At 39.6% G+C, this 24,194-nt stretch carries 20 protein-coding genes and 1 pseudogene; 12 read left to right on the forward strand and 9 right to left on the reverse strand.

What is annotated here, in order from left to right; genetic code table 11:
- Positions 1–5 precede the first annotated feature (5 nt).
- From uhpT to R7P80_RS14980, 3 genes are all read right to left on the reverse strand, one after another.
- Positions 6–1,400, reverse strand: coding sequence for a hexose-6-phosphate:phosphate antiporter (gene uhpT, locus R7P80_RS14970; protein ID WP_213987616.1), 1,395 nt, complete (start codon positions 1,398–1,400; stop codon positions 6–8).
- Between the two features lie 405 nt (positions 1,401–1,805).
- Positions 1,806–2,636: a formate dehydrogenase accessory sulfurtransferase FdhD gene (gene fdhD, locus R7P80_RS14975; RefSeq protein WP_213987617.1), complete on the reverse strand. Its 831-nt coding sequence runs from the start codon at positions 2,634–2,636 to the stop codon at positions 1,806–1,808.
- 53 nt (positions 2,637–2,689) lie between these two features.
- Entirely contained in the window at positions 2,690–3,574 is an 885-nt protein-coding gene (locus tag R7P80_RS14980; protein WP_005376096.1) for a LysR family transcriptional regulator, read from the reverse strand.
- Positions 3,575–4,240: 666 nt separating this feature from the next.
- Between R7P80_RS14980 and R7P80_RS14985 the strand changes: the two genes are divergently transcribed.
- Together R7P80_RS14985 and R7P80_RS14990 are read left to right on the forward strand one after the other, a co-directional pair.
- A complete protein-coding gene (locus tag R7P80_RS14985) occupies positions 4,241–6,565 on the forward strand; it encodes an FdhF/YdeP family oxidoreductase (protein WP_225492125.1) in 2,325 nt (774 codons plus the stop codon).
- A gap of 195 nt (positions 6,566–6,760) precedes the next feature.
- Positions 6,761–7,237, forward strand: coding sequence for a DM13 domain-containing protein (locus R7P80_RS14990; protein WP_005376099.1), 477 nt, complete (start codon positions 6,761–6,763; stop codon positions 7,235–7,237).
- 198 nt (positions 7,238–7,435) lie between these two features.
- Here R7P80_RS14990 and R7P80_RS14995 read toward each other — a convergent pair whose 3' ends face one another.
- Entirely contained in the window at positions 7,436–7,885 is a 450-nt protein-coding gene (locus R7P80_RS14995) for a YkgB family protein (RefSeq protein WP_005376100.1), read from the reverse strand.
- 147 nt (positions 7,886–8,032) lie between these two features.
- Here R7P80_RS14995 and R7P80_RS15000 point away from each other — a divergent pair, with 147 nt between their 5' ends.
- On the forward strand, positions 8,033–8,833 hold the full coding sequence (locus R7P80_RS15000; protein ID WP_225492123.1) for a PhzF family phenazine biosynthesis protein: 801 nt from the start codon (positions 8,033–8,035) through the stop codon (positions 8,831–8,833).
- A gap of 138 nt (positions 8,834–8,971) precedes the next feature.
- The gene (locus tag R7P80_RS15005) at positions 8,972–9,670 is read left to right on the forward strand and encodes an aspartate/glutamate racemase family protein (protein ID WP_225492121.1); all 699 of its coding nucleotides are present in this window, start codon (positions 8,972–8,974) and stop codon (positions 9,668–9,670) included.
- A gap of 67 nt (positions 9,671–9,737) precedes the next feature.
- On the opposite strand, the pseudogene R7P80_RS15010 reads toward R7P80_RS15005, so the two are convergent.
- A pseudogene (locus R7P80_RS15010) lies at positions 9,738–11,330 on the reverse strand (FAD-dependent oxidoreductase); the annotation flags it as partial.
- A 47-nt stretch (positions 11,331–11,377) separates the two neighbouring features.
- Between R7P80_RS15010 and R7P80_RS15015 the strand changes: the two are divergent.
- From R7P80_RS15015 to R7P80_RS15040, 6 genes are all read left to right on the forward strand, one after another.
- Positions 11,378–13,015, forward strand: a complete 1,638-nt coding sequence (locus R7P80_RS15015; RefSeq protein ID WP_225492116.1) for a recombinase family protein — start codon at positions 11,378–11,380, stop codon at positions 13,013–13,015.
- A gap of 847 nt (positions 13,016–13,862) precedes the next feature.
- Positions 13,863–14,405, forward strand: coding sequence for a chromosome partitioning protein ParA (locus R7P80_RS15020; protein ID WP_225492114.1), 543 nt, complete (start codon positions 13,863–13,865; stop codon positions 14,403–14,405).
- Positions 14,395–15,786 (forward strand): relaxase/mobilization nuclease domain-containing protein, encoded by a 1,392-nt coding sequence (locus R7P80_RS15025; protein WP_225492111.1) that lies wholly within the window; start codon positions 14,395–14,397, stop codon positions 15,784–15,786. Before R7P80_RS15020 ends, R7P80_RS15025 begins: the two co-directional genes overlap by 11 nt.
- A gap of 362 nt (positions 15,787–16,148) precedes the next feature.
- The gene (locus R7P80_RS15030; RefSeq protein WP_225492109.1) at positions 16,149–16,916 is read left to right on the forward strand and encodes a hypothetical protein; all 768 of its coding nucleotides are present in this window, start codon (positions 16,149–16,151) and stop codon (positions 16,914–16,916) included.
- Positions 16,917–17,071: 155 nt separating this feature from the next.
- Positions 17,072–17,266 carry a hypothetical protein gene (locus tag R7P80_RS15035; protein WP_225492107.1) on the forward strand — a complete coding sequence of 65 codons (195 nt, stop codon included), beginning with the start codon at positions 17,072–17,074 and terminating at the stop codon, positions 17,264–17,266.
- A gap of 119 nt (positions 17,267–17,385) precedes the next feature.
- Complete coding sequence (locus R7P80_RS15040) at positions 17,386–17,772, forward strand: transcriptional regulator (protein WP_029807065.1); 387 nt, start codon at positions 17,386–17,388, stop codon at positions 17,770–17,772.
- Between the two features lie 171 nt (positions 17,773–17,943).
- Here R7P80_RS15040 and R7P80_RS15045 read toward each other — a convergent pair whose 3' ends face one another.
- The 4 genes from R7P80_RS15045 to R7P80_RS15060 all read right to left on the reverse strand — a co-directional run bounded on the left by R7P80_RS15045 (position 17,944) and on the right by R7P80_RS15060 (position 21,260).
- Positions 17,944–18,489, reverse strand: a complete 546-nt coding sequence (locus tag R7P80_RS15045; RefSeq protein WP_029807067.1) for a hypothetical protein — start codon at positions 18,487–18,489, stop codon at positions 17,944–17,946.
- Between the two features lie 783 nt (positions 18,490–19,272).
- Positions 19,273–20,025 (reverse strand): DUF726 domain-containing protein, encoded by a 753-nt coding sequence (locus R7P80_RS15050; RefSeq protein WP_225492105.1) that lies wholly within the window; start codon positions 20,023–20,025, stop codon positions 19,273–19,275.
- 19 nt (positions 20,026–20,044) lie between these two features.
- On the reverse strand, positions 20,045–20,380 hold the full coding sequence (locus R7P80_RS15055) for a hypothetical protein (protein ID WP_029807069.1): 336 nt from the start codon (positions 20,378–20,380) through the stop codon (positions 20,045–20,047).
- 247 nt (positions 20,381–20,627) lie between these two features.
- A complete protein-coding gene (locus R7P80_RS15060; RefSeq protein ID WP_225492103.1) occupies positions 20,628–21,260 on the reverse strand; it encodes a GGDEF domain-containing protein in 633 nt (210 codons plus the stop codon).
- 338 nt (positions 21,261–21,598) lie between these two features.
- On the opposite strand from R7P80_RS15060, the gene R7P80_RS15065 reads away from it, so the two are divergent.
- Both R7P80_RS15065 and R7P80_RS15070 read left to right on the forward strand, forming a co-directional pair.
- Positions 21,599–22,564, forward strand: a complete 966-nt coding sequence (locus R7P80_RS15065; RefSeq protein ID WP_198107338.1) for a helix-turn-helix transcriptional regulator — start codon at positions 21,599–21,601, stop codon at positions 22,562–22,564.
- A gap of 5 nt (positions 22,565–22,569) precedes the next feature.
- Positions 22,570–24,192, forward strand: coding sequence for a dynamin family protein (locus R7P80_RS15070; protein ID WP_225492100.1), 1,623 nt, complete (start codon positions 22,570–22,572; stop codon positions 24,190–24,192).
- Positions 24,193–24,194: the final 2 nt, after the last annotated feature.

Below are 24,194 nucleotides of genomic sequence, written 5' to 3' on the forward strand. Positions count from 1 at the left end.
AGAAGTTAGGCTTGGTTTTGTGCAAGTTGAAGCTTCTTCGCGTGTCGAATCTTCTTCTCTTCCGCGATAGCGACGAAAGCAAGCAAAACAATACAAATCATGGCGGAGGTATCTAGGGCTGCGAAGGTACCTTTCCAACCTGTTAAGCCGAAGATAGGTGTACCGTCTGCAATCATACCGAGACCAAGTTTCGCGAAGCTGTCACCGATTAGGTAAGCGAATGTACCTTTTACGCCGTCAGCCACACTGATTGCTTTTTTAGGGACAAAACCAACCGCGGCAACACCGATAAGAAGTTGCGGACCAAACACCAAGAAGCCCAATACAAATAGAGCCGCTAAGTACATGAACTCGCTAGTGGCGTGCTGGTAGAACTCAAGCGATACGATGATCAAACCAAGAGATACACAAGCAACCAATGCGCGGCGACCGTTTGCTAAGTCAGATAAGTAACCCCACATCAAAGTACCCACAAGCGCACCGACTTCGAATAGAGTAAAGCCAGAGATTGCCGTTTCTTTTGACAGACCAAGCTCTTGGTACGCGTATACCGTTGACCATTGGTCGATACCGATACGAACGATGTAAAGGAAGATGTTGGCAAAGCAAAGTAGCCAGATAACTTTGTTTTTAAGAACGTATTCAACAAAGATTTCTTTTTTGGTCATCTGGTTTTCTTCAGCGGCGGTGTCTTCTTCACTCACTGCTTCATCGAAAAGTTCTTCTACTTTACCTAGACCGTAAGCTTCTGGAGAGTCGCTACCAAAGCGCATACCGATAAAACCAACGATGATCGCGATGATAGAAGGGAACACGAACATGCCGATTACGTGGCCGTCGAATAGGTAGTTGGCACCGAAAAGAGCAACACCCGCTGCGCCCGCACCACCAACGTTGTGTGACATGTTCCACAAGCCTAGGTAAGAGCCGCGTTTGTTACGAGGTGTCCATTTTGTAATGGTTGAGTAACTAGAGGGGCCACCAGTACTTTGGAAGAAACCACTTAGAGCGTAGAAAGCCACCATCAAGAACAGGCTTGCACTACCGCCGCCCATGCTGAAGCTGAAACCAAGCATTGCAAGACCAGAAAGGATCAGCATAAAAGGGAGGAATTGCTTGGTGTTCTTACCGTCAGCGTAGTAAGAGACAACGGTTTTACCGATGCCGTATGTGATGGAGAAGCCAAGGCCAATAAGACCTAGGTCTGTCATGCTCAAACCGTAAGTTGAGATCATGTCGTTTTGCGCGACATTGAAGTTCTTACGAATCAAGTACATGGTTAGGTAGCCGATGAATACGACCAAGTAAGATTGGATGAACGGTTTAAACCACATCTTTCTTCTAACTTCGACAGGAAGATCGAGTGTCGGCTTCCGCACCTGTTCGAGGAATTTTAACATGATGAACTCTCTTGTAATTGTTTTAGAAACACAACGGAGACCGTTATGCGCTCTTGTTACCTTTGACTGAGCGGAATTCTAGAGAGTGGTTTTGTGAGGCACATGAGATGGTTGCCTAGATCGGCTAGGAAAAATTCCTAGAAATGCCTAGGAAGGTAGAAAAGCGTGAAAAGAGTCACACAAAATCCTTACTAATTTATGGGTTTTTTACTGGTTTCTTATCGGATTAGAAAGTGTTCAAATGCAAGCGGATTAATATGCTTAAGCGTAGTGCTGACAAGGGGTGAGTACGTTTGGTTGGAAGAGTAGTGTCTCGTTGCTAGCTATCAATCGCGAACGAGAAGCAAACAACAGAGACCCAGAGGTCTCTGTTAGAAATATTAGGAATTCGGCTAGGTTGACGTGTTAAGGGGCAGGGCTGTATAGACGCGGCGAGCCGTGTTTTGGTAAGTGAATTAGGTTCAAATGGTTTCTTCTTGCCCATTCGACAGTTAACGCTGTCGGCGCAGATAAGCAAACCAGAGTGGGGATACGCGCGCGAACGGCTTTGTGGATCAACTCTAAGCTGCAACGGCTTGTCATGATTGCGAAGCCACTTTTAGGTTCGATGTGATTGTTGGCCAATGCGCCAATCAACTTATCTAGCGCGTTGTGACGGCCGATGTCCTCTCGGCACAACTTGATGTTGCCTTGTAAATCTGAAAATAAAGCGGCGTGTAGCGCGCCAGATTCACGTGCGGCTTCTTGATGCAGTGCGACTTTGTCTCGCAGCCCTTCGAATACATCGGAGTGCGGAGGAAGAGACGGTGTTAGCGGTGCTAAATCAGGCAAAGCTTGTTCCAGAGCCTCGACACCACAAATGCCGCATCCAGTTGTGCCGGCAAGATTCCGGCGTTGTGTTTTTAACGCCCAGAAAGCGCGGTTGCTGATTTCCACTTCCGCATAGTGAGATTCGTGATCGCCACCAACTTCAATGTCTTTGATCTCTTTGAAGTCGTGGACGATGCCTGTGCTTAGGCTAAACCCTTTCACAAAGTCTTCCAGATGGCCTGGCGTCACCATCATGACCGCTTGGCTAATGCCGTTATAGCTGATAGCTAAAGCTGACTCACTCGCCAGCGACATTTGTTGCACTGGGCGGCCATCAATCAATTCTCGGTAATTGAACGCACTTGGTTGAGGTGGTGCTTGATTGAAATCGGACAGTTCAAAATAAGATTGAGTAGTACATCTCATGAAATCACCTCATAAGCCGTTATGTATGCCAAACATTGACGTGTGGGTTGTTGTTATCGATTGAATATGTTTTTTGCTTCTGCGAAGCACTGATCGGTTAGCGCGGAGAAGGGTTCTTGTTTTCGCTTTAACAAACCTAGCGGGGCGTGAACGGCGGCTTCTTCGATAGGGATAATGCGAAGCGTATCGTTCAACTCTTCTAATCCACAGTTCAGCGGCATAATGGCGCAACAAAGGCCACTGGTTACTGCTTGGATCAAGTGAAAGGTGGAGTTACTTTCAATGACGGTTTGCGGAACTAGCCCTTTACTCACAAAGCTAAGATCAATTGAGTGGCGATAGTGCATACCCTTCGAAAGCAGCCCTAGCGGAATGTTATTGAGTGACTCCCACAACACTTCAGATTCGGCAAAATCAAAATGACGCTCATCGAATAAAACGCCAAGTTTGGTCGAGTCGAGCTCGATAACATCGAAGTAAGCGGTGTTAACTTGATCGACATAACACATCCCCAAATCTAGTTGATTGCGATTGAGTTGGTCTATGATCTGTTCGGTCGTCATGGAGAGTATTTGAAAGCGTAACTCAGGGAACTGGTGAGCTAATGGTTTGAGCAATTGCATCGGGTTTTGGCTGGCGAGTGGCACCATTCCAAGCCGAAGAGAGCCGACCAACTGACCACGGCAGTTGGCGGCTTCAGCTTGCAATCCATCATGAGCTGCTAAGACGGTTTTTGCCCAAGCTAAAATGCGTTCTCCTGCTTCAGTAAACCCTTCAAATCGTTGACTTCTTTGGATTAATTCGAGATCGAGTTCTTCTTCTAAGCTTCGGATTCTCATGGACAAGGTAGGCTGCGTAATGTGGCACAATGCGGCGGCTTGACCAAAGTGTTTGGTCTGTTCAAGTGCGATGAGATATTTAAGTTGTTTGATATCCATAATGGCTTGTTAACCTTGCGTTGTGAGTCACATGTACGGGGGAACTCCCTAAAAAGGGCACAGCACTACCGTACTTTTTAAGCGCTGGAGCGTTTTAACTGGGGAATGGAAAACCAAAACCAAGTCAAGAATAAAACCACACTCAAAATTGATCTGAATCAAGGCTATTCCTGATATTAATTAGGGTCAAATTTAAAGTATCTATAGTGTGATAGATATTATCTATTATCAAGAGTGCCGATTTTATTGAGTTCGTTAAGCGAACTAGGTGGAATCGGATGGGAAAACGATTAACCTCATAAATTGTATTGATTAAAAATGTGATGACCGTCAGTGGAAAAATTCGTCATAGATTTTGTTTATCACTCGGTCAGGATTATCAATTGGACGCATATTGAATAACGACTTAATCTTTGATTTAGATCAAGGCGCAACAATGCGAATTGAATCTAACAGTCTTAGAAACAGTAGGCGGGTATCCGATATCAAGAATCTAGATAAGTAAACGCTCGGACAAGCGAGAGCATGTTGAGTGGTTACTTATTTGGATTAAAAAATACATGGATTAGAAACTAAGCCCTTCAATACTTCCGCATTATCTCAATAAATAACGCGCTTGTTTTCACGGGCACCCTGCTTGCTGGTATATCTGCGAGGAGTAAAGTCGTGAGCCAAAAAGAACAAATAAAAACATACAAAGGTCCAGCTGGTGGTTGGGGTGCACTGAAAGCCGTAACCAGAAGTTGGTGGGGCAGTGAAAATGCAGTTAAAAACATTCGCACTATGCTCAAAACCAACCAAAATGGCGGTTTCGACTGCCCGGGATGTGCATGGGGTGAGTCGCCAGATAGTGGTAAAGTCAATTTCTGTGAGAATGGCGCGAAAGCGGTAAACTGGGAGGCGACTAATCGTCTGGTTGACCCTGAGTTTTTTGCCAATCACAGCGTTTCATCTCTCTCAACGCAAACCGATTACTGGTTGGAATACCAAGGCCGTATCACGCACCCAATGCGATACGATGCTGAATCCGATCACTATGTGCCAGTCTCTTGGGATGAGGCTTTTGCACTTGTCGCGAAACATCTCAATCAATTGGATTCACCACACCAAGCTGAGTTTTATACCTCTGGTCGTGCAAGCAACGAAGCGGCGTTTTTGTATCAGCTATTTGTGCGCGCATTCGGTACCAATAACTTTCCAGATTGTTCCAACATGTGTCACGAAGCCAGTGCAATAGGGATGAAAGACACCATTGGCGTTGGTAAAGGCACAGTGATCTTTGATGATTTTGAGGAAGCCGACGCGATTTTCGTGATTGGTCAAAACCCGGGCACGAATCACCCACGAATGCTTGAACCTCTGCGCGAAGCGGTAAAACGTGGTGCACAGGTTATCTGTCTAAACCCGCTGAAAGAGCGCGGATTAGAGCGTTTCCAAAACCCACAAATGCCGATTGAGATGTTGAGTAACGGCTCAGAGCCTACCAACACGGCGTACCTGCGTCCTGCTTTAGGTGGAGACATGGCAGTGTTTCGTGGCATCGCGAAATTCTTGTTGCAATGGGAAAGCGAGGCATTGCAAAACGGTGGCAAAGCGGTATTTGACCGTGAGTTCATCAAGCAACACACGATAGGTATTGATGAGTATTTGGCTGAAGTGGACGCAACCTCTTGGGAACACATCGCTGAACAATCGGGTCTTGATTTAAGTGAAATCGAGATGGTGGCGAGCATGTATCGACGTGCAGAACGTGTGATCATGTGTTGGGCGATGGGGTTGACTCAGCATCGTCACTCTGTGCCAACCATTAAAGAAGTCGCAAACGTGCAAATGTTACGAGGTAACGTTGGTAAGCCGGGCGCGGGTCTTTCACCAGTGCGTGGTCACAGTAACGTTCAGGGCGACCGTACGATGGGCATTGATGAAAAACCTTCAGATCTGTTATTGGATCGCATTGAAAGTCGATTTAACTTTGCCGTCCCGCGTGGTGAAGGCCACAACACTGTGCAAGCCATTAAAGCGATGGAAGAAGGACAAGCGAAAGTATTTATCGGTTTGGGCGGTAACTTTGCACAAGCAACGCCAGACACAGAACGTACGCACAACGCGATGCGAAACTGTAATTTAACCGTACACATTTCGACGAAGTTAAATCGTTCTCACCTTGTCACAGGTAAAGATGCGCTTATTCTTCCGTGCTTAGGCCGTACCGAGATTGATCAGCAAGCGACGGGCCCACAAGGTGTGACGGTTGAAGATACTTTCAGCATGGTGCATATCTCATTTGGTCAGCTAAAACCGCGTTCGGAGCATTTGCGTTCAGAACCAGCGATTATTGCTGGTATTGCCAATGCGACACTCGGGGCAAAACCAATTGATTGGTTGTGGGCAATTGAAGATTACGACCGTATTCGCGATTTGATTGCCGACACGATTCCGGGTTTTACCGACTTTAACCATAAGCTTAAACACCCAGGTGGATTCCACTTGGTAAACCCAGCTGCCGAGCGTCGATGGAATACACCAAGCGGCAAAGCACAGTTCAGCTCTAGCGAGTTGCCGAAGCAGTTGATCAGCGAAGCGATACTCGAAAAAGGCCAAAAGCCAGATTTGATTTTGCAAACCATGCGCTCACACGACCAATACAATACGACACTTTACGGCTTAAATGATCGTTATCGTGGTGTATTTGGCATGCGCGAAGTGCTGTTCATCAATGAAGCGGATATTCGTAAACTCGGTTTTGAACCGGGCGACAAAGTGGACATGGTGTCATTATGGGAAGATGGCGTAGAGCGTCGCGTAAGCGGATTTACGCTTGTTGCCTATGATGTGCCAGCAGGTCAGGCGGCGGCTTACTATCCAGAAACGAACCCATTGGTTCCTTTGGACAGTTATGGGGATAGAACGTTTACGCCAACCTCTAAGTTTATTGCGATCAAATTGGAAAAATCGACATCCGATAAGATCGCTTTGGTGGAAGCGGAATAGTGACCAAACCGGCACAACGACATTTCCGATAAGCAAACGGCTGATATTAATTATCAGCCGTTTTTAATTGCGCTCAGTCTGCATTTAGTGCGCATAGCTTGTGTATAATGTTAATGACATTATGCTGCTCGATAATAGACAGATAAGGCCGATTTGAATCTAATTTCAAGTAGTAAAACTAATAAGAAGATGCTTATGACCTTGAAAAATATAATTAAATTAACAATCAGTCACTTAGTGGCAGTTTCTATTGGCATTGCGATAGGTATCTATACTTTACCGATCCTTATTGCACCACCTGCGCCGACCGATGAACAAGTTGCTAAGAGCAAGCAAGGTGCAGAATACAGCGCAGTGTTTAAGAGGGAACTCAAAGGTAGCGATGCTTTTCATTGGGGAGAGGGAGAAATTCATTTGAGTTCTGAAGTCATTACGTTGGTAGGAAAACTCGCTCCCGGACCAGACTATAAACTCTATCTATCTCCTAAGTTTGTCGAAACGGAACAAGAGTTTAATGACCTTAAATCTGAGATGAGCTTAATTGGTGATGTCAAAACGTTCGATAACTTCGTTGTTGAGGTTCCTCAAAGCACTTCAATTTCTGAATACAATACGGTTGTTGTATGGTGCGAGACATTCGGTGAGTTCATTACTTCGGCAAAGTATCAATAAACCTTAGCAGTAGAGTGAAAGGCTTTTCTTTTCACTTTACGCTAGGATGTTGTTTCGCATAATTAAGAGGCAAAGACTCTTAAACATTCTAAATTTAAGAGCCTTTGTTTAGAGTTATTGACAGAACCATTCGACTTGTAAGTCGTTTGCACCTTTCAGGCTACGTTCTGGAAAAACAAGATTTCGAACTATTTAGAGTTATTCTCTGTTTGGCTTGTTTCGTTCGATGACGCTAATCGCAATGGCTAAAAATAGAATATCTTTTACTAAAAAGAAGTTTGTCACCAAAACCCCATCAGACACTTTCCATGTATTCGGTGTCGTAATTAGAAAGCTGAGTGTCGCAAGAAAAATAATTGCGGCGGCTATGCCAGAAAAATAAGCGACTCGCGTGTTTTTAAGGCCAACGATTAATCCAATAGCGACAATGATTTCTGTTGCGCCAATGATGTTTGATACGGCTTGAACTGACATCACATCATACAACCAACTCATCAGAAAATGATTTTCAACGAGCGGTTGTATAAGCTTGGCCTCTGTAGGTGTGAATTTATAAATACCAATCCATATTAGAACTAAAGAAACGCCGAAAACTCCGATAAGATATCCAATTGAGTCACATTGATGATGGCTTTTTACGTTTTGCATAATTAACTACATTCTCCTGTTTGTTAGCGCTTCCAACAAGACCTATAAGGTTGGTAGAAAATTTCATAGGTTTTTTTCGCTCAAACAACAGATATTAAAAATCACGTGATACAGAATTACGTGTTTGATAGAACTTAAGGATATTTCGTGGAAGTTAAAATTTTTCAGGTTGACTCGTTTACATCAGAGGTTTTCAAAGGTAATCCCGCGGGTGTTTGTATCACAGAGTCAAGCCTTGATGAGGAAACGATGTTGGCCATCGCGGCCGAGATGTCGTTATCTGAAACGGCATTTCTGTCACTCAATACAATGCAACTTCGTTGGTTTACACCGAGGACGGAAGTTGCTTTGTGTGGACACGGCACACTTGCAACGGCGCACGTTCTGAAAGAGCAGGGGTTATATAATACTGGAGATACGATTGAGTTCGTTACGCTATCTGGGGTTTTAACTGCACAACTCGATCATGAAGAAATTCATTTGGTGTTTCCTGCGCCAACTTTAGATATGAGAGCGAGTATTAACAAAGACTTACTTCATGGCTTGGGGCTAGATGCCGCCAATGTAGTCGCCTACGGTCAGTTTGATAATAAGCAGTTGATCGTCATTAATGATGAATTTGTGCTTGAACAGCTCGACCCTGATTTTGGTGCGCTGCTTAAACAAAAAGGCCGTGGCGTCGTCATCACTGCTCAATCAAGCACTGACGCCGATTTTGTCTCTCGATACTTCGCGCCTTGGGTAGGTGTTAATGAGGACCCAGTTACAGGCTCTGCACATTGCGCTTTATGTGTTTACTGGGCTAAAGAGCTCAACAAAAAGCAACTGAAAGGCTCCCAAGCCTCCAAGAGAAGTGGGGTCGTCCATACAGAGTTGTTAAGCACTGAGCACGTTAAGCTTTCTGGAAATGCAGTAACGATATTGCGAGGATATATGAGAATCGCGTAGCGGTCCTTGTGGGAATGATTTTATTTTCGTGTTACCCAATGCTCAATAGTGAAGACGCTTGAATGCTGCTTATTTAAGTGGCTGATTTTTTTGTAAAAACACCCCTGGCACGGTGGTGTATAACGATTGGAGAGTTATATGAAAACTATCGGTCTTCTAGGTGGTATGAGCTGGGAGTCGACGCTTAGTTATTACAAATTGATCAACGAAGGAGTCAAAGAGGCGTTAGGCGGCCTAAATTCCGCAAAAATTTGTATGTATAGCGTGAATTTTTCGGAGATAGAGAAACTTCAACATCAAGGTAAATGGGAAGAAACGGCAAGCATTCTATCTGATGCTGCATCTTTAATAGAAAAAGGGGGCGCTGACTTCATTCTTATTTGTACTAACACAATGCACAAAGTTGCGCCTCAAATTGAAGCCAGTATTAATATCCCCATACTACATATCGCAGACGCGACTGCTGAGTTACTTCGTGAGAAAGGGGTTCAAAAGGTCGGACTCCTTGGTACTCAATTCACAATGGAGCAAGACTTTTATAAAGGAAGGCTTTCCGACCGTTATGGGCTTGAAGTCGTCATTCCCGATCAAGACGACCGCTCTAAAGTACATAACATTATTTATAAAGAGTTATGCCAAGGTGAAATCAAAGAGGAGTCAAGGACGATATACTTGCAAATTATTGAAAAACTAAAAGAGCACGGAGCTGAAGCTGTGATTCTCGGGTGCACTGAAATTGCCTTACTTGTAAACCAAAGTCACACCGATGTTACACTACTCGATACCACTTCTATCCATGCTCAAGCAGCAGTCCGTTTGGCAATTGAAGGTGAATGATCTACGCTTTCTTTCCTGCAAAAAAAGAGAAAACCAAGCACGTGGTTTTCTCTTTTTTATTATCAAGTTATAAGCGAGCAAATTTGAGAGTTCTGTATCCACCAATCAAGTTGCGGGCTTTGTAACCATTGTTGACCAGCTGACGGTATGCTACGTTACCGCGTAACCCAACTTGACAGTAAATCACGATCTCTTTGTCTTTAGGAAGTTCGTGCATGCGACGACGTAGTTGATCGACAGGAATATTAATTGCACCTTCAAGATAACCAACGGACTCCAATTCTCCAGGATTACGAACATCAAGTAACAGTTGGTCTTCTGTCAGTGAATCCATTTCATCATAATGAATCGCGGTCGCATCGCCTTTGATGATGTTATTTGCCACAAACGCCGCTTGGTTAATTACATCTTTAGCAGAGCCATAAGGTGGCGCGTAAGTTAGCTCGAGGTGTTGCAGTTGCTCTACCGTCATACCAGCACGCTGAGCAACTGCCATTACGTCGATACGTTTATCAACACCGTCTTTACCTACTGCTTGCGCACCTAATATTTTACCTGTTACTGGATCAAACAACATTTTGAACGACACAGTTTCTGCACCTGGGTAGTAACTCGCGTGACTTGCTGTATGCACATACACTTTTTCATAAGCGATGTTTTCACGTTTCAGCTGTTTCTCGTTTTTACCAGTAGAAGCGACGGCTAAATCAAAGATCTTACAGATCGCCGTGCCTTGCGTACCTTGGTAAGTTTCTTGGCGGCCAAGCATGTTGTCTGCTGCCATTCGGCCTTGACGGTTTGCCGGGCCCGCAAGTGGCACTAGAGTTTGCTCGCCAGTCACGAAGTCTTTCTCTTCTACCGCGTCGCCGACAGCGTAGATCGAAGGATCGCTGGTTTGCATGTATTCATTGGTATAAATACCACCAAGAGCGCCGATTTCTAAGCCAGCTTCTTTTGCTAATTTGGTCTCGGGGCGAACACCAATTGCCATAATCAGAATATCGGTGGTGAGTCTTTCACCATTGTTTAGTGTTAATTCCAATTCACCTTCTAGATGTTGGTGTTTTTCGCTTTCACCAGAGTCGAAACTTGCCACGTGCTCGTTAGGTACGAATTTCACCGACTCAAGTGCGACGCCAAGTTTAAGGTCGATGCCTTTCTCACGAATTTCAGCATGTGCGAAGCCAGCCATTTCACGGTCAACGGGCGTCATCACTTGATCCGCCATTTCAACTAATGTGGTTTTTATGCCTAGCTGGTGGAAGGCTTCCATCATTTCCAAACCGATAAAACCACCACCAACGACCGTAGCGTGTTCAACTTTGTTGGTTTCGATCGTTTTAATGATGCGATCCATATCTGGAATATTGCGCAGCGAGTGCGTTAACGGGTTATCAATACCCGGAATAGGCGGCACAACTGGACCTGCGCCAGGGCTGAGTAGAAGAAAGTCGTAGCTCTCTTGGTATTCAGAGCCATCAAGCAAATTGTTAACCGTAACCGTTTTGTCTTGACGGTTAATAGAAACCACTTCGTTCATCACACGGACATCAACATTGAAACGCGCTAGAAAGCTCTCAGGCGTTTGAAGAAGCAGTTTGCTGCGCTCTTGGATATCGCCACCAATGTGATAGGGTAAGCCACAGTTTGCAAAAGACAACTACATGTTATACTACATTTTATAATTCTCAGAAATGTGTAAGAAAAGTGAATAAGTATCATCTATATCAACGTGTTAGTAAGCAAATTCAGGCTGAGGAAGGACAGGGTATACAAAGACAAGAACAGGCTTGTGAGCATTGGATTTCTGATTACAACAAGCGCCTTATAAGTGAAGGGAAATCGGCATACTCAAAGGGATTAATTTATGAAGATCGTGGTAAGAGCGCTTACACAGCTGCGAACTTCAAAAGAGGTGAACTGGGGGCTTTGATTAATGATATTGAAAATGGAAAGATCGAGAAAGGCGACCTTATTGTTATTGAGCTAATAGATAGATTTAGTCGAGCTAATGTTGACTTTGTCAGAAGTCAATTTCAACGGGTTCTCGATGCTGGTGTTAAAATTGCTATCACGAAATGGAATCTTGTTTTTGAAGAAAATATGGAATCTGTATCTAGTGTAACAGGAAGAATACTACTTGAAATTGGAATGTACTTAGCATACCAAGAATCTAGTCAAAAAAGTGCAAGAATAAAAGCCAGTAGAAAATTGCTTGAAGATTCAGGAAGGAAATCTATAGCGAAACCACCTTTCTGGTTAGCTAGAAACTTAGATTTAAAATCTTATACAATAATTGAAGAGAATGCGGAAATTATTAGGAAAATATTTGATTTAAAACTTAACTTCAATTACGGTCCTCAAAAAATTATTAAGAGTCTCGGTGACTTGGATATCTACAGATACAGTTTTGATGAAAATGGAAATCTAATAAAAACAACAAAAAATAGTCCTCTTAGTGAATCATCTATTAATGCATACATCAGAAATACGAATGTAATTGGAAAGTTAGATGGTAAGGATTACTATCCTAGAATTATTGATGATAGAACATTCTATGCAGTTCAAAAAAGAACTCGGGAAAATACAGGTGGAGTTGGTGAAATTTTCCGTAATGTGTTTGTTGGTGTTGGTAAATGTGGTTGCTTAATACGGAAGGAAAATGAGAACGGTTGTGGTAGTTTAGCTAAATGTGGCTATATAATGGCATTCTCTAGTAGGAAAGTTAAGAATCCAACTAAAGGTATGTATTTAAAGTGTAACAGAAAAAGAAAAAGCACTAAATGCGACTCTGAAAATATAAATTATTACTTGGCTCAAAATAAAATTTATAATGTGCTTAAGTCTTTAAAATTTGACATTGATCAAAGTGTAGACATTTCTCACTTAGAGGAGAAAATTAATGCGATCGATAAGAGCATGTCAAAGATACGTGAATATATGACACAATATTCTGATGATGAAGAATGGGAGAATCAATATAATATTAAAAGAATGGAAAGAGAAAAAATTGAAAATGAAATTAAAGCTAGTAAATCACGTATTACAGGAAAAGTGTCTAACCTTGATATTGATTTTTCGGAAGAAAAGGATAGAGTTTTATTCAATCAGTTTTTGAAAGATAATCGTATAACAGTATACTTCACAAAGGAGAGAATGGAAATAATTATAGGTTCTTTAAACAACTTTTCGATAAAGTGTGGATATGATGATAGTAGCCGTGACATAGATCATATCATTGAATCTTATTCAAAAAATGGTTTAGTTGGAATAGAAGAAAAAGCTGGTAAATCAGAAGGTAAGGGATTACTTAGATTTAACCTACCCACTGTATCAGGATCGTAGGAGCATTCGAATATGTACAAGATACAAGACTGTTATACGATTGAACCAGCCGTATCATTGTTTTACTCATAATAAATGAGCAGTATTTCTACTGCTCTAATTTTTATATAGATTTATGACTGCTAGAGCAGAAATCTCACTTAACGTTTGGGATAGATGATCACTCCTCAACGCCTTGAACGGAAGGTGTTGAGTTAAGTTTGAGTTCTACATAGGACGTTCGGTTTCGCTCTAAAGATAACTTCAAGTATACAAATCTTAGATATATATGCATAATTTTGTTATAAAATTTATAGTTGACATAAATAATGCTATTAATTATATTACAATGAAGAATAGAACTATACCTATTCTTTCTTAATTAGATATTCATTTTTAGTAAGTAAAGTCTATTTTATTTTTAATTAGTCTTGATGTCAGACTACTTACACTACAAAAATAAATCACACTAAGATTACTTAATATTTAAGTAATTAGCTATTAAATCTACTTACATGATAAGTAAATAAAAATTTTTAATTAAGATATTGTTTTCATAATTTTGAATTTTATGGGTTTATTTATTGTTTCTTGAATATATTGTTTATAAATTTATTTTAAATGTTAACTATACTTTTATTTGTGTGAAAATAAATATTGAAAATCTTATCGTTTAAATTAATAATATAATTATCTAATTTTGAAGCAAGCTATGTCTGTGAGTTCTATTTGTTCCAAATATCCTCATCAGACTATCCCCTCACAATTCGTTCGGTTGCACTAACACTCTTCGAGGTTAGCGCTATATAAAACCACAATCGCTTCGCTCAAAAATTGACATGCAATAATAAAAAAAGGAACATAAGCCATGAGTGATTACATAGATATATTCAATGCTATAGATAAAAATGAACTCTTGAAAATAGAGAAAGCACTAAACTCTGCAAAAAAAGATAAAATTAAACAAAGAAAATCTGATGAAGATAAGTTGTCTAAATCAGTGAAGATAAACTTTACAGAAATGGAATATAAAACACATAAAGAAAATCAGAAGAAATCAGGATATAGTACGTTATCTTCTTATATGAGAGCTATATTAAACAAGACGATGGTGGTTAAGCCAATTGTACTTGAAGCCTCAAAAAACTTTTTCCATAAAACCTCTGGTATTTTTCAAGATATCAGATTTATTGTTTCACACATAGAGAAAGGCAAACAACTTGATAGGCAAGAGATAAAACTAGTTTTCCAAGTATTTGAAATATTAAGACGAGAATTTCAAGAAACTAGGCTCTTGTTAATAAATTGCTTTACTGAAGATACAGCGTATGAAATAGCAAAGGAGCATATTTCAATTGAAAAATTAGAAGATTTGATACAAGAAAAAAAGAGAACAAACTATGATATATGAAGAACCTGAACAAAAACATAAAAAGCACAATAAGAAGACTGTCCATATACTTGTTGATTATATAAAAGGTAACGATGAGCGTATTGCTAAAAACTTAATCAACTATTCCGCGGGTGGTAGAAAAGAGTTTTCTAAAATAACAGAATTCATATACGCCAACAACATCATCCACATTCCTAATGAAGCCAGAATTGCATCAGGGGAGCTATTAGACTTATCAGCGGCCATTGCGGAAATGCAACAATCAATAGCTCTAAAACCCTCTGTAAAGCAACAGTTCAAGCACATGATAGTTTCTTTAGACACTGGTGAGAACTTAAGCAACCCTCAATGGCAAAAGACTGTCAAGAGGCTTATGGAGCACCTCGGATACGACAATTGTCGCTATATATCTTTCAAGCATAATGATACTGACGAAGAACATGTACATATCGTGACCAGCACTATAGATATGGTCAATCGAAAAAAAGTCTCTGACAGCTATAGCTATTATCGTGCACAAGAAGTAATGAGGGAACTTGAAATCGAGTTCGGCCTGCGGCAGTTAGTTTCGAGTATAGATATTTGCTATGACGATAGTTCAAGCATCAATGATGCAAGAGTTAAAACTAAAAAAGCGCAAGTTGCACGATTGATTTCGAGAGCGATTAACCGTCTTAATCATTGCTCAACGCTAGCGGAATTTGTCTTTGCGGTAGAGAAGCAACATCCAGATCTCAAAGTGGAAGTGCGAGAAAAAGATGGACGAGCATCAGGTCTCATCTTTACTTTTAGTGACAATAGTTTTAGTGCATCTCAGCTAGGTGGAAACCGCAAGTTTACCCTCGGTAAGCTTATAAAAAACGGAATACTATCGGCTGATTCGCTCAATTTTGAGCGTTTTAAAGAAGAAATTAATAAGTCAGCCTTGCTATCGCATAGGCAGAAACGAGAAGCACGTACAAGTTACGTAAAGCGTCAGTCTGACGATAATGGTAGGCTACTTGTTCTGTTTACAGCTAACAAAATTTACTTTAATAAACTGCGAGCCATTTTACAGAATGATCGATTCCACTTGCGCTCTAGAATATTTATACAAAGCAGCAATAAAATGTCTTGTGCTATCACTATGCAGATCAATTTAGTACAGCTTAGCGACACATTCTCTGATGTTCTCCGACAGTTGTTCATTGAGTTGTTCTCTTCTATTAGAGAGAACCATAATGAGATTCAACACAAGTTAGCTATGCAAACATTTATCAACGATTTCAATGTAAAAGTGATCTCTTTAAAGGAACTTAAAGATTTTGAGTCACAAAAAGATGCTGAAATATTTAGTAATGAAGAATTGTTTGAATACAAAGTTAAGGACAAAGATAACGCGATGGACTTGATTCAGTAAATATTCGCAATTAATTATTTGATACGTGAGTCATTGAAAATCTACCTTTCGAGGATTTTTATAAGTAGATGTTCGTTTGATATTAATTATCGTGGTCATTCAATATAGACGTATTAGTATCTATAGATAATGACCTGGTCATTAATTTTCAAAAGCAAATTGGTTATTTTTAAGTAATAGCTGGTAAGTTATTTTTAAATTTTCACTTCCGAAATAATATTTTTTATTGGTGAGTCTAGTCAATGGTATTTAAAATTCAGTTGTTTATGATGATTACCTCGTTAAATATTATCTTGTTTACTTATTATTAATTAACTGGTAATTTATAATTAGAGATAAAAATAAGTAATAAGGTTTTAACTATGGCCAATAACGCAAATGCAATTAATATAGCAGTAGATAAAGAAAGAGATAACATAAACGATGATGGTAAAAATTATACGCCGTATCGACATAGAAAAGGTATGACTCTTTATCTTCGATTAAATATAAATGTAAACAATGAAGATTTTAGAAATGGATCTCCCAAAACAATGGTGATTAATGTTGCTCAAAAACGTATTGATGAGTATCCAAAGTATACATTTGAAGAATTTATAAATAACAACGCTTTGGCATGTGTGAAGTCGGGGGAGTACGAGATTACTAGAGGGGCTTATGAAAAATTTTTCGCCAAACATAAATACTATTATAGAATATATCATGAAGCAAAAGTGAATGAATGCCGTGGTTACTTCGAGATTGACAGATCTGGAATTAAGAAAGAGGCGGCAAAAATCTCAAAGCCAGTGCATGACGTCGCAGATATGGTTGAAAAGCTTGCTTTAGATGGTCTTTTGACTGCTGTAGAAGCACAAGATCTGTATCAGTCAATGTACAGAATTAAACAAGTATTAGACGCATATGTTATGCCTGACATTCTTTTTCAGAATATGCTTTTCTATGATAAGAGATTAACTGATAAAATTAAAACCTACAATAATTTATCTAACTTCAAAATTTCAAGTAAAGCAAATGCAGATCGTTTTGTTAAACACATGAGTCAAATAGACAGTTTTGAAACTGGTAATAGAGTTAAAAAATTAAGTACTGAGAGAAAGATATTAGAGTCTTTGTGTTCCAGTCTTTAATAAAACCTCATTGATATCTGCCAGATCAAAGATCTGGCTTTTCATATTATATGTAAGTGTGTATTTTGGAGTCTAGTGATGAATAGTATTGTTTTATTCAAAATCATGGATTAGTATTCATCATATTCTGCTACCAACATGTAATAGGGATGATTATGAAGGATGATATGCATGAACAACTTGGTGTCAATAAGTCCTTTCTTAACGAAACATTTGCAATGATCCGTGTGTCAAAAAACGGCGAAGTTTGGGTACAATATCAAGATAAAATGGATATACCATCCAGCACTAAAGCAATTAATATTACGGCAGATCTCCTCAAGATTATTGCTAGTCATCAAAGTAGTTAATAATACTATAGATTATATAAAATAATTACTGAGGATTGATAAGTCTGCTATAATTTATTTTTCTCATCACGACTTTTTCTTTAAGTTAGAGGGAATTATTGTATAGGAATGGATTGACTATGATAGCTCGAATTGGAATAGCCGATGAAGAACTCGTTCGTAAGTATATTTTGGATGTTTCAGCTGGAAAATTAAACCATGTCGAAGATATCCCTCATTTCTGGTTTTCATCATTAACGGATCTGGCACAGGTTTTAACTAACGAAAATATTAAGCTTTTGTATATGATTTCTCGTGATAGAGCAAATAGTGTCGGGAAGTTGTCTGATATAACAGGTCGCAGTGTCGAAGAACTTTCGATTTCTATTGATTACCTTGCATCTAAAGGTTTTGTTCGTATTGATAGATGTGGAAACGAAGAGTGTCTTACTGCCATTTATACCTCTTTTGAGATCCTCATGGGTAAAGAACTGGAAGCTAACATCAAAGTTACTAAATGGCCGTGATCACAGTTTCCTGTAATCGGCTCGAGTACACTTTTCCATAAATCTGTGTCAAGGAGAGGCGAAATTGGTTTAGGAGAACGGTGGCATTCCATATGTTTCATACATAAATGGCAGAGTTATCATTAGTACGCTGCCATGTCTAAACCAAAATATGACTTTGAAATGAGCGTCTTAGTTTCGCCAGTACATGATCTGCACTGCGACTAAAAATACCCAAGTAAAGTTAATGATTAGATATAACGTAGGCTGAAACAACTTTGAATAGTAATTAGATGTCTTTCGAAATGATTTTGCTAATATTATAGCGCAGAAATACACCGCTAAAAAGCCAATAATCATATAAGTAAAGAAAATTGACACCATAGAATTAGTAAGTGTTTCATAGTCTGGAATCGTTATTAGTATTAAAGAAATGAAAATGGTAAGTATCATGAACGTTGCAAATAGAACCAGTGTCATAACGCTGTGGCCACCCATGCTTTGGTGAAATTCTTTCATGCCATTCTTAGGGCTTTTATTTGCTAATACTATAAATACTCCAAAAAAGAGAGAGCCTGAAATCGTAGTCGCATTTAACATCACAATTACGATTGGGTCTGAAAAACCTATGGAGGCGTTCATAATTGGAACAAGGTTTAATGCTATGTAATACCCCAAAACCATTCCAATTAGGATGGCCATATAACTTACTGGTCTTGTGTTATCTTGTACGTCCACTTTGTTTCCTTATCATTTGAAAAATGAGCATTTTATATCATATCGATAGGTGAACAATAGTTTTTTCTCTTTTAATTCAGATTGATATGTGAACAAGTACAAACAAAGAATAGAACTGGAAGGGCAGATGTTTAGCTCAATTGTAAAAGCGCGTTTAAGTACTTTATATCAAATTAGCCTTAAGTAGTTTGTGGAAGCGAAGAGCGCCCTATTGCCATTGATACCTCTTTCGAGATCCTCATAGGCAACGAACTGGATGTCCAACTTCTACAGCCCTTTTAATTTTAAAATCAAGTAGTCAACACTTTTTTGCTGACAAAGCGCAATTGATATCGGTATTGTAAGTTAGTTCTAAAGAAATACTCCCACCACGTGATTACGCTGACTTGTTTGTTAAACAGTGATGCGTATCTAAGCATTTAGGGCACCCTTGTCTCTAGGGTTAATCATAGGGTCAAAAATAAGGCACTGTAGTGGCGAGATCAGATAAGAAAATTAGCTTGACTTTGCAGATTTAGTTTTAGTGCCTTCTTTACAAATTTTTCTACCTTCGATTTTTATTCTATAAGGCTTTTCTATGATTTTAATAACATTGCCTTTGTCACTACCTATAAAGTTACTTATTGCGTATACTAACTCTCACAGATTTATAGATTTAACATAATGAAAATCTACATATAGAAGCTGTATTGAGATGTATTTTTCCTTGATGAAACATTGCGGAAGCGACCTTTTTGTGTATATGCTCCCGCAAAATGGAGAAAACTTATAATTTTTAGGTTGCTAGCGAGGAACAGAAGTATATGTTTTGATCAGGTTACCCACTTCCGCTTTTTTATAATCGGTGTGTCCTCGAACAATGCGTGACATATTAATATTAAAGATCTGGTTGTTATAACCTTGCTCAATTGGTTTTATGCCAACGGGCGTATCGGCAAACAATGTTCCTGCTCGATAAAGTCCGCGCAGCACCATATCGTTATCGGAGTAACAGTTAAAAATGCGAATCGATTTTCTCATTGCTATGTTACCCCAAGGGCTTTCAGCACCTACCGCGCCGCCTAATAGAAAAGCTCCCATCACTCGGTCATAGGTTTTCATATTGACTAAGCAATTAAATATCACTCGTGAACCTAGTGAATGGCCCATCAAAATGTATTTGCTCGGGTTTCTATCGATATAGTTTGCAAGTTGTACTCCCGCTAGTTTGGCATTTTCCATCGCAGTTATCCACTCTTTGCGAGTAGCAGCAATTGCGGATTTACGTTTAAACAAGTCTCGTCCAACAATGGTTGGAGATATAATTTTTAGCAATAGACCGCCAGGGGTGGGCTTTTCGAGTTCAGGAGTCATCCAGTTTGTGACTAGTCGTTTATAATTGCTAGCGTCCCAATCGCAGTGGAGTACCGCAGCCTTGGGAAAGTTCATATCAACGACCGATAGCCAATCAGTAACATCAGTGGATTGCTCAGACATAAAGCCATTAATCACAATCACTTTTAGATCTTTACCAGTTCGAATTACTCGTGTTCTCACTCATTTATCCTTACTGGGTTTATCGAGTCATGCGATTGAAGATAAGGTTCATTACTGGCCACAGCACAAACCAAGACATGATTACTACTAGTTCAACCAATATCTTGTAGATGGCAGTAAACAGCAGGAAGGGAATCGCGATAAGAACCAGGCTTAATAGTGCAGATATCATACTCACGCTAAATAGCGCCAGAATTTTACTAAGAATGAGGAGACCAACAAGAACTAGGTTTGCTTTGAAGCAAAAGCGCATAGTTTTGTCGATTCCGCGTTCAGAATCGTAGTATCTGAACAAGCCTTTGGTTGGGTGAATACCATAGTTAACAATGGCTTCGATTTCGTTTTTTTTAAACATTATGGCACCTGGCTAACAAGAAAATTATTTTATGAAACAGGCCGTCAAGATAATATCAGAATTCAACTAAACGTAAATAAAACAATGGGTAAATTCCATTTTATTAGTGCGTTTGGATAAAAAAACAACTCAAATAAGCTAACGCCAGTTAGATAAGCTGACTGGCTTTCTTTTTTGTATATCGTGGGAAATGCAGACCTACATTTATTACAACCCATAGACTTAATAGGTTTTTTCATTTAGCTCGTTAACGATGACGACCACCTTTCTTTTGATACATATCGAGGTCAACTAAACTGAGTAATTGTTTTGATGTCATTTTCTCATCGCCTTTCATGTTGTAAACATAACTTCCAGTAGTGACGGTGATGGAAAGTGAGGGACGAGCAAGTGGCAGTCGTTGTTTTGCGAGAGTGTCGTGGAGTTGTTTACACCAGATGTTGATTTCTTGATGTGTTGCATTGGGCAGCACCGCAAGAAACTCGTCTCCACCAAACCTTGAAATAGATTCACTCGGTTTCTTAAATCTTGTCAGGGCGCTACCCACATAAGCCAAAACTTCATCCCCAACTATATGTCCTTCTGTATCGTTGATGATTTTAAGATGATCGACATCGATGAAGACTAGACCTAGGGAGTTCAATAGCTGATTTTTTAAAGACATTTCTAGGTATGTCATCCCGTATTCTCGAGTTTCAACTTTAGTTAGGCTGTCTATTCGAACCTGATTCTCTAAGGAGTACACCTTCTTTCTGAGCTTCTTATTTTCAACTTCTAAGAAACGTATCTGCTTTATTAGATCCTGCCATTTCGCCTTAGTAATTGTACTGCTACTTGGGGTGTCAGCAGAGATATTTTTATCACACGTATAGACAGACATTGTGCACTCCGATGTTAAAAGTGTCCTTAATCGAAATGATCTTAAACCCAAGTACGACATTATGTGTCACATAAAACAAGAGATTTTCTGTGTGTTAGACATGACTCTACTGCTTAAAGCGATTGTTTTGTAAACGATTTAGTGCGACACAATTTGACATATAACACGTTATAGTCAATTTGTTAGGTATGTGGTTACTTGTTTCTTAACTAAAGATTGCATATTGAGGTATAAAGAATTCATTAAAAGGAGTGACATGGCGATATGGAATATCGTTTTTCTTTTTGTTGTGTTTTAAATCAATAAATTAGTTTTTGAAAAATTAGGTAAGACCAAGTATGGCCAAACGAGCGAGCACTCACGAATCTCTTGTTGTAGCGTTTGAGTTGCTGAAGCGCATACCAAAATCACATCAAGTTACGGCACGAGATCTTCACCAGCAACTAGAGCATATTGGAATAGAGCGAGAACTCCGCACAATCCAACGCAATTTAGAGCTGCTGTGCGAACACTTTGACATTATTCGTGATGAGAGAAGTAAACCATATGGATATCGCTGGAATAAAGAGAGTGAGGGTATGACGCTGCCTAAGCTGTCAGCCCAAGAGGCATTGCTTTTAAATCTAGCGGAAGAGTATTTGATTAAGCTCTTACCAGTTAACATTACAGCGTCACTTGATGGTTTTTTTCAAGAGGCGAAATACAAACTCAACCCAACAAGTGGGAACTCTAAAGAAAGAGAGTGGCTAAAAAAGGTGAGGGTAGTGAGTGAAACTCAACCACTGTTGCCACCTAAAATCGCAACTAAGGTATTTTGTGCAATTAGCGAAGCGCTTTATCACGATCGTTTACTCAATATTGACTATTACAATACTAAACAAGTTCAAAAGTCAGCTTTGGTGATGCCGTTAGGTTTGGCTCAGCAAGGTCAACGAATGTACTTAGTTTGTCGATTTGATGGTTATGACAACGAACGGAGCATCGCAGTACATCGGGTAAGTAAAGCCACTGTTTCATCTTTTGGTTTTGAACGCCCGAAAGAGTTTAAGCTAAGTCAATACGATGCTGATGGAAGGTTTGGATTTGGTGAAGGAGAGAAGATCTCCCTCGAACTCGAAGTTAAAAATGAGTTAGCGTTGCTTCTGTCTGAAACGCCAATCTCGACAGACCAAAATATTACTCAACTGGGTGACATATACAAAATTTCAGCAACTGTGGTTGACTCAAAACTGTTAGGACAATGGCTCTCTGGATTTGGTGATTTAGTTATATCACAACGAAAAAATGAATACTTGAAAGGTTAAATGAGATGGACATAGATAGTTTAATGAATGGTCATTTAGCATCATCAGAAGAAAAGAAAGACACAATACCTTTGGTATCATTAGGTAAATCTAATCGTTACCTCGAAGATGCAGAACTAGGGTTGAAGCTATGTGCCAGCTTAGTTGCAAAACCAGATTTAAGAACTTCGAGTGATCAAATTTTAGAGGATATAGATAAGCTAATTAATCAGACGTTTCTATCGCACACAAAACGAGGTGAGAATACTAGTGGTGCAAGTGCTTATGCTCAACTTATCAAGTGGTTTGATTTGCTTAAAGAAGCAGTATCTTTCCCTCAGTTGCAGCAGAGTCATACTGTTGCTGTCGGTGGTTCTTTTAGTGCGGGTAAAACACGATTTCTTAATACAGTTTTAGGTTGTCCATCACTTCTACCAGTTGACACCACTCCAACAACATCTATCCCTACCTTTTTGTTTAAAGGCGTTTCAAATCGCATTGATGCTTTGAACTTTTACGGTAAGAAAACTGAAATCAATGAAGATGCGATCAAAGCGATCTGTCATGCTTTCAATAAAAAGTATCAAGTTACCTTCAGTCATATCCTGCAAATGATTGCGGTTGAACGAGAAAGTTTTAATTACGCTAACCTTATCTTCTTGGATACGCCAGGATACAGCAAATCAGATAATCAACAGAAAATTGATGAAAATATTGCTCGTCAACATTTAAGAGTGGCAGATTATCTTATCTGGCTTGTTGATAGTCAGAACGGAACCGTACCTCAACAAGACATAGACTTTCTTCAAAGTCTGGAGCTAGACCAACCTGTTCTAGTAGTGATGAGCAAAGCGGATAAAAAACTTGAATCTGAAGTGAAGAGCATTATCAAGGTAGCCAAAGCTGATCTTGAAAATGCAGAAATCAGCTACGTCGATGTCATTGGTTATTCAGCGGTTGAAGATTCAGAAATTTCAGAACATGGTGGACGCCTTAAAGAGTTTTTAACTCAAGTTAATCGAGGTAGTGATGGTTCAACATTAAAGTGGCAACTTTCAAAAATCTTTGATGAGTATCACCGAGAATACTTGGCAACCCAACAAACACTCAAGCTAACCGTCGGTACATTGAACGAGCTGATCTTTGATGAAAAATTGACGGGTGATAAGAAGAAGCACCTGACTGATTTCCATAAGAAAGTTAAAGTTCAGTTAGATACCTTGCAGCGTCATAAACGAGATTCTGAAAAAATTCATGCTCAGATAGAAGACTTGCTGAAGGATGTTTGTGAATCGAAAAAAATTAAGCTGTCCGATATCCCAAGTCTTGTCCAGCTTAACGCGATGAGAAAGAAATCTGACTCAGCACAGAGCGCAACATTCAAGTTCGATGCACTTCTACAAGGTGATCAAAGCACATTATCGCATCTAGCAAATCTTGATAGCCTAGAAGGGCAGGTCACGAAGATAAGTGCCTTGGGTTTATCTATCAAACTCGATAAAGCACCAAATCTAGAAATTATGATCATGAAAAATGTGATCACGAAAACAGCACCATCACTTAAGTTTGATCAATTTTATGTCTCGCAAGAAGTGAAAGTGCAGATCATTAGTAACAAAAAAGCATCAGTATCAGTCAGTTTCGATTAATA

This window comes from Vibrio sp. 2092 (assembly GCF_033339635.1).
GTDB classification, from domain to species: domain Bacteria; phylum Pseudomonadota; class Gammaproteobacteria; order Enterobacterales; family Vibrionaceae; genus Vibrio; species Vibrio alginolyticus.

Excerpts from the sequence above, each read along its gene's own strand:
- uhpT (WP_213987616.1), bottom strand. The coding sequence starts at position 1,400 with ATGTTAAAATTCCTCGAACAGGTGCGGAAGCCGACACTCGATCTTCCT.
- fdhD (WP_213987617.1), bottom strand. The coding sequence starts at position 2,636 with ATGAGATGTACTACTCAATCTTATTTTGAACTGTCCGATTTCAATCAA.
- R7P80_RS14980 (WP_005376096.1), bottom strand. The coding sequence starts at position 3,574 with ATGGATATCAAACAACTTAAATATCTCATCGCACTTGAACAGACCAAA.
- R7P80_RS14990 (WP_005376099.1), top strand. The coding sequence starts at position 6,761 with ATGACCTTGAAAAATATAATTAAATTAACAATCAGTCACTTAGTGGCA.
- R7P80_RS14995 (WP_005376100.1), bottom strand. The coding sequence starts at position 7,885 with ATGCAAAACGTAAAAAGCCATCATCAATGTGACTCAATTGGATATCTT.
- R7P80_RS15005 (WP_225492121.1), top strand. The coding sequence starts at position 8,972 with ATGAAAACTATCGGTCTTCTAGGTGGTATGAGCTGGGAGTCGACGCTT.
- R7P80_RS15020 (WP_225492114.1), top strand. The coding sequence starts at position 13,863 with ATGAGTGATTACATAGATATATTCAATGCTATAGATAAAAATGAACTC.
- R7P80_RS15025 (WP_225492111.1), top strand. The coding sequence starts at position 14,395 with ATGATATATGAAGAACCTGAACAAAAACATAAAAAGCACAATAAGAAG.
- R7P80_RS15030 (WP_225492109.1), top strand. The coding sequence starts at position 16,149 with ATGGCCAATAACGCAAATGCAATTAATATAGCAGTAGATAAAGAAAGA.
- R7P80_RS15035 (WP_225492107.1), top strand. The coding sequence starts at position 17,072 with ATGAAGGATGATATGCATGAACAACTTGGTGTCAATAAGTCCTTTCTT.
- R7P80_RS15040 (WP_029807065.1), top strand. The coding sequence starts at position 17,386 with ATGATAGCTCGAATTGGAATAGCCGATGAAGAACTCGTTCGTAAGTAT.
- R7P80_RS15055 (WP_029807069.1), bottom strand. The coding sequence starts at position 20,380 with ATGTTTAAAAAAAACGAAATCGAAGCCATTGTTAACTATGGTATTCAC.
- R7P80_RS15060 (WP_225492103.1), bottom strand. The coding sequence starts at position 21,260 with ATGTCTGTCTATACGTGTGATAAAAATATCTCTGCTGACACCCCAAGT.
- R7P80_RS15065 (WP_198107338.1), top strand. The coding sequence starts at position 21,599 with ATGGCCAAACGAGCGAGCACTCACGAATCTCTTGTTGTAGCGTTTGAG.
- R7P80_RS15070 (WP_225492100.1), top strand. The coding sequence starts at position 22,570 with ATGGACATAGATAGTTTAATGAATGGTCATTTAGCATCATCAGAAGAA.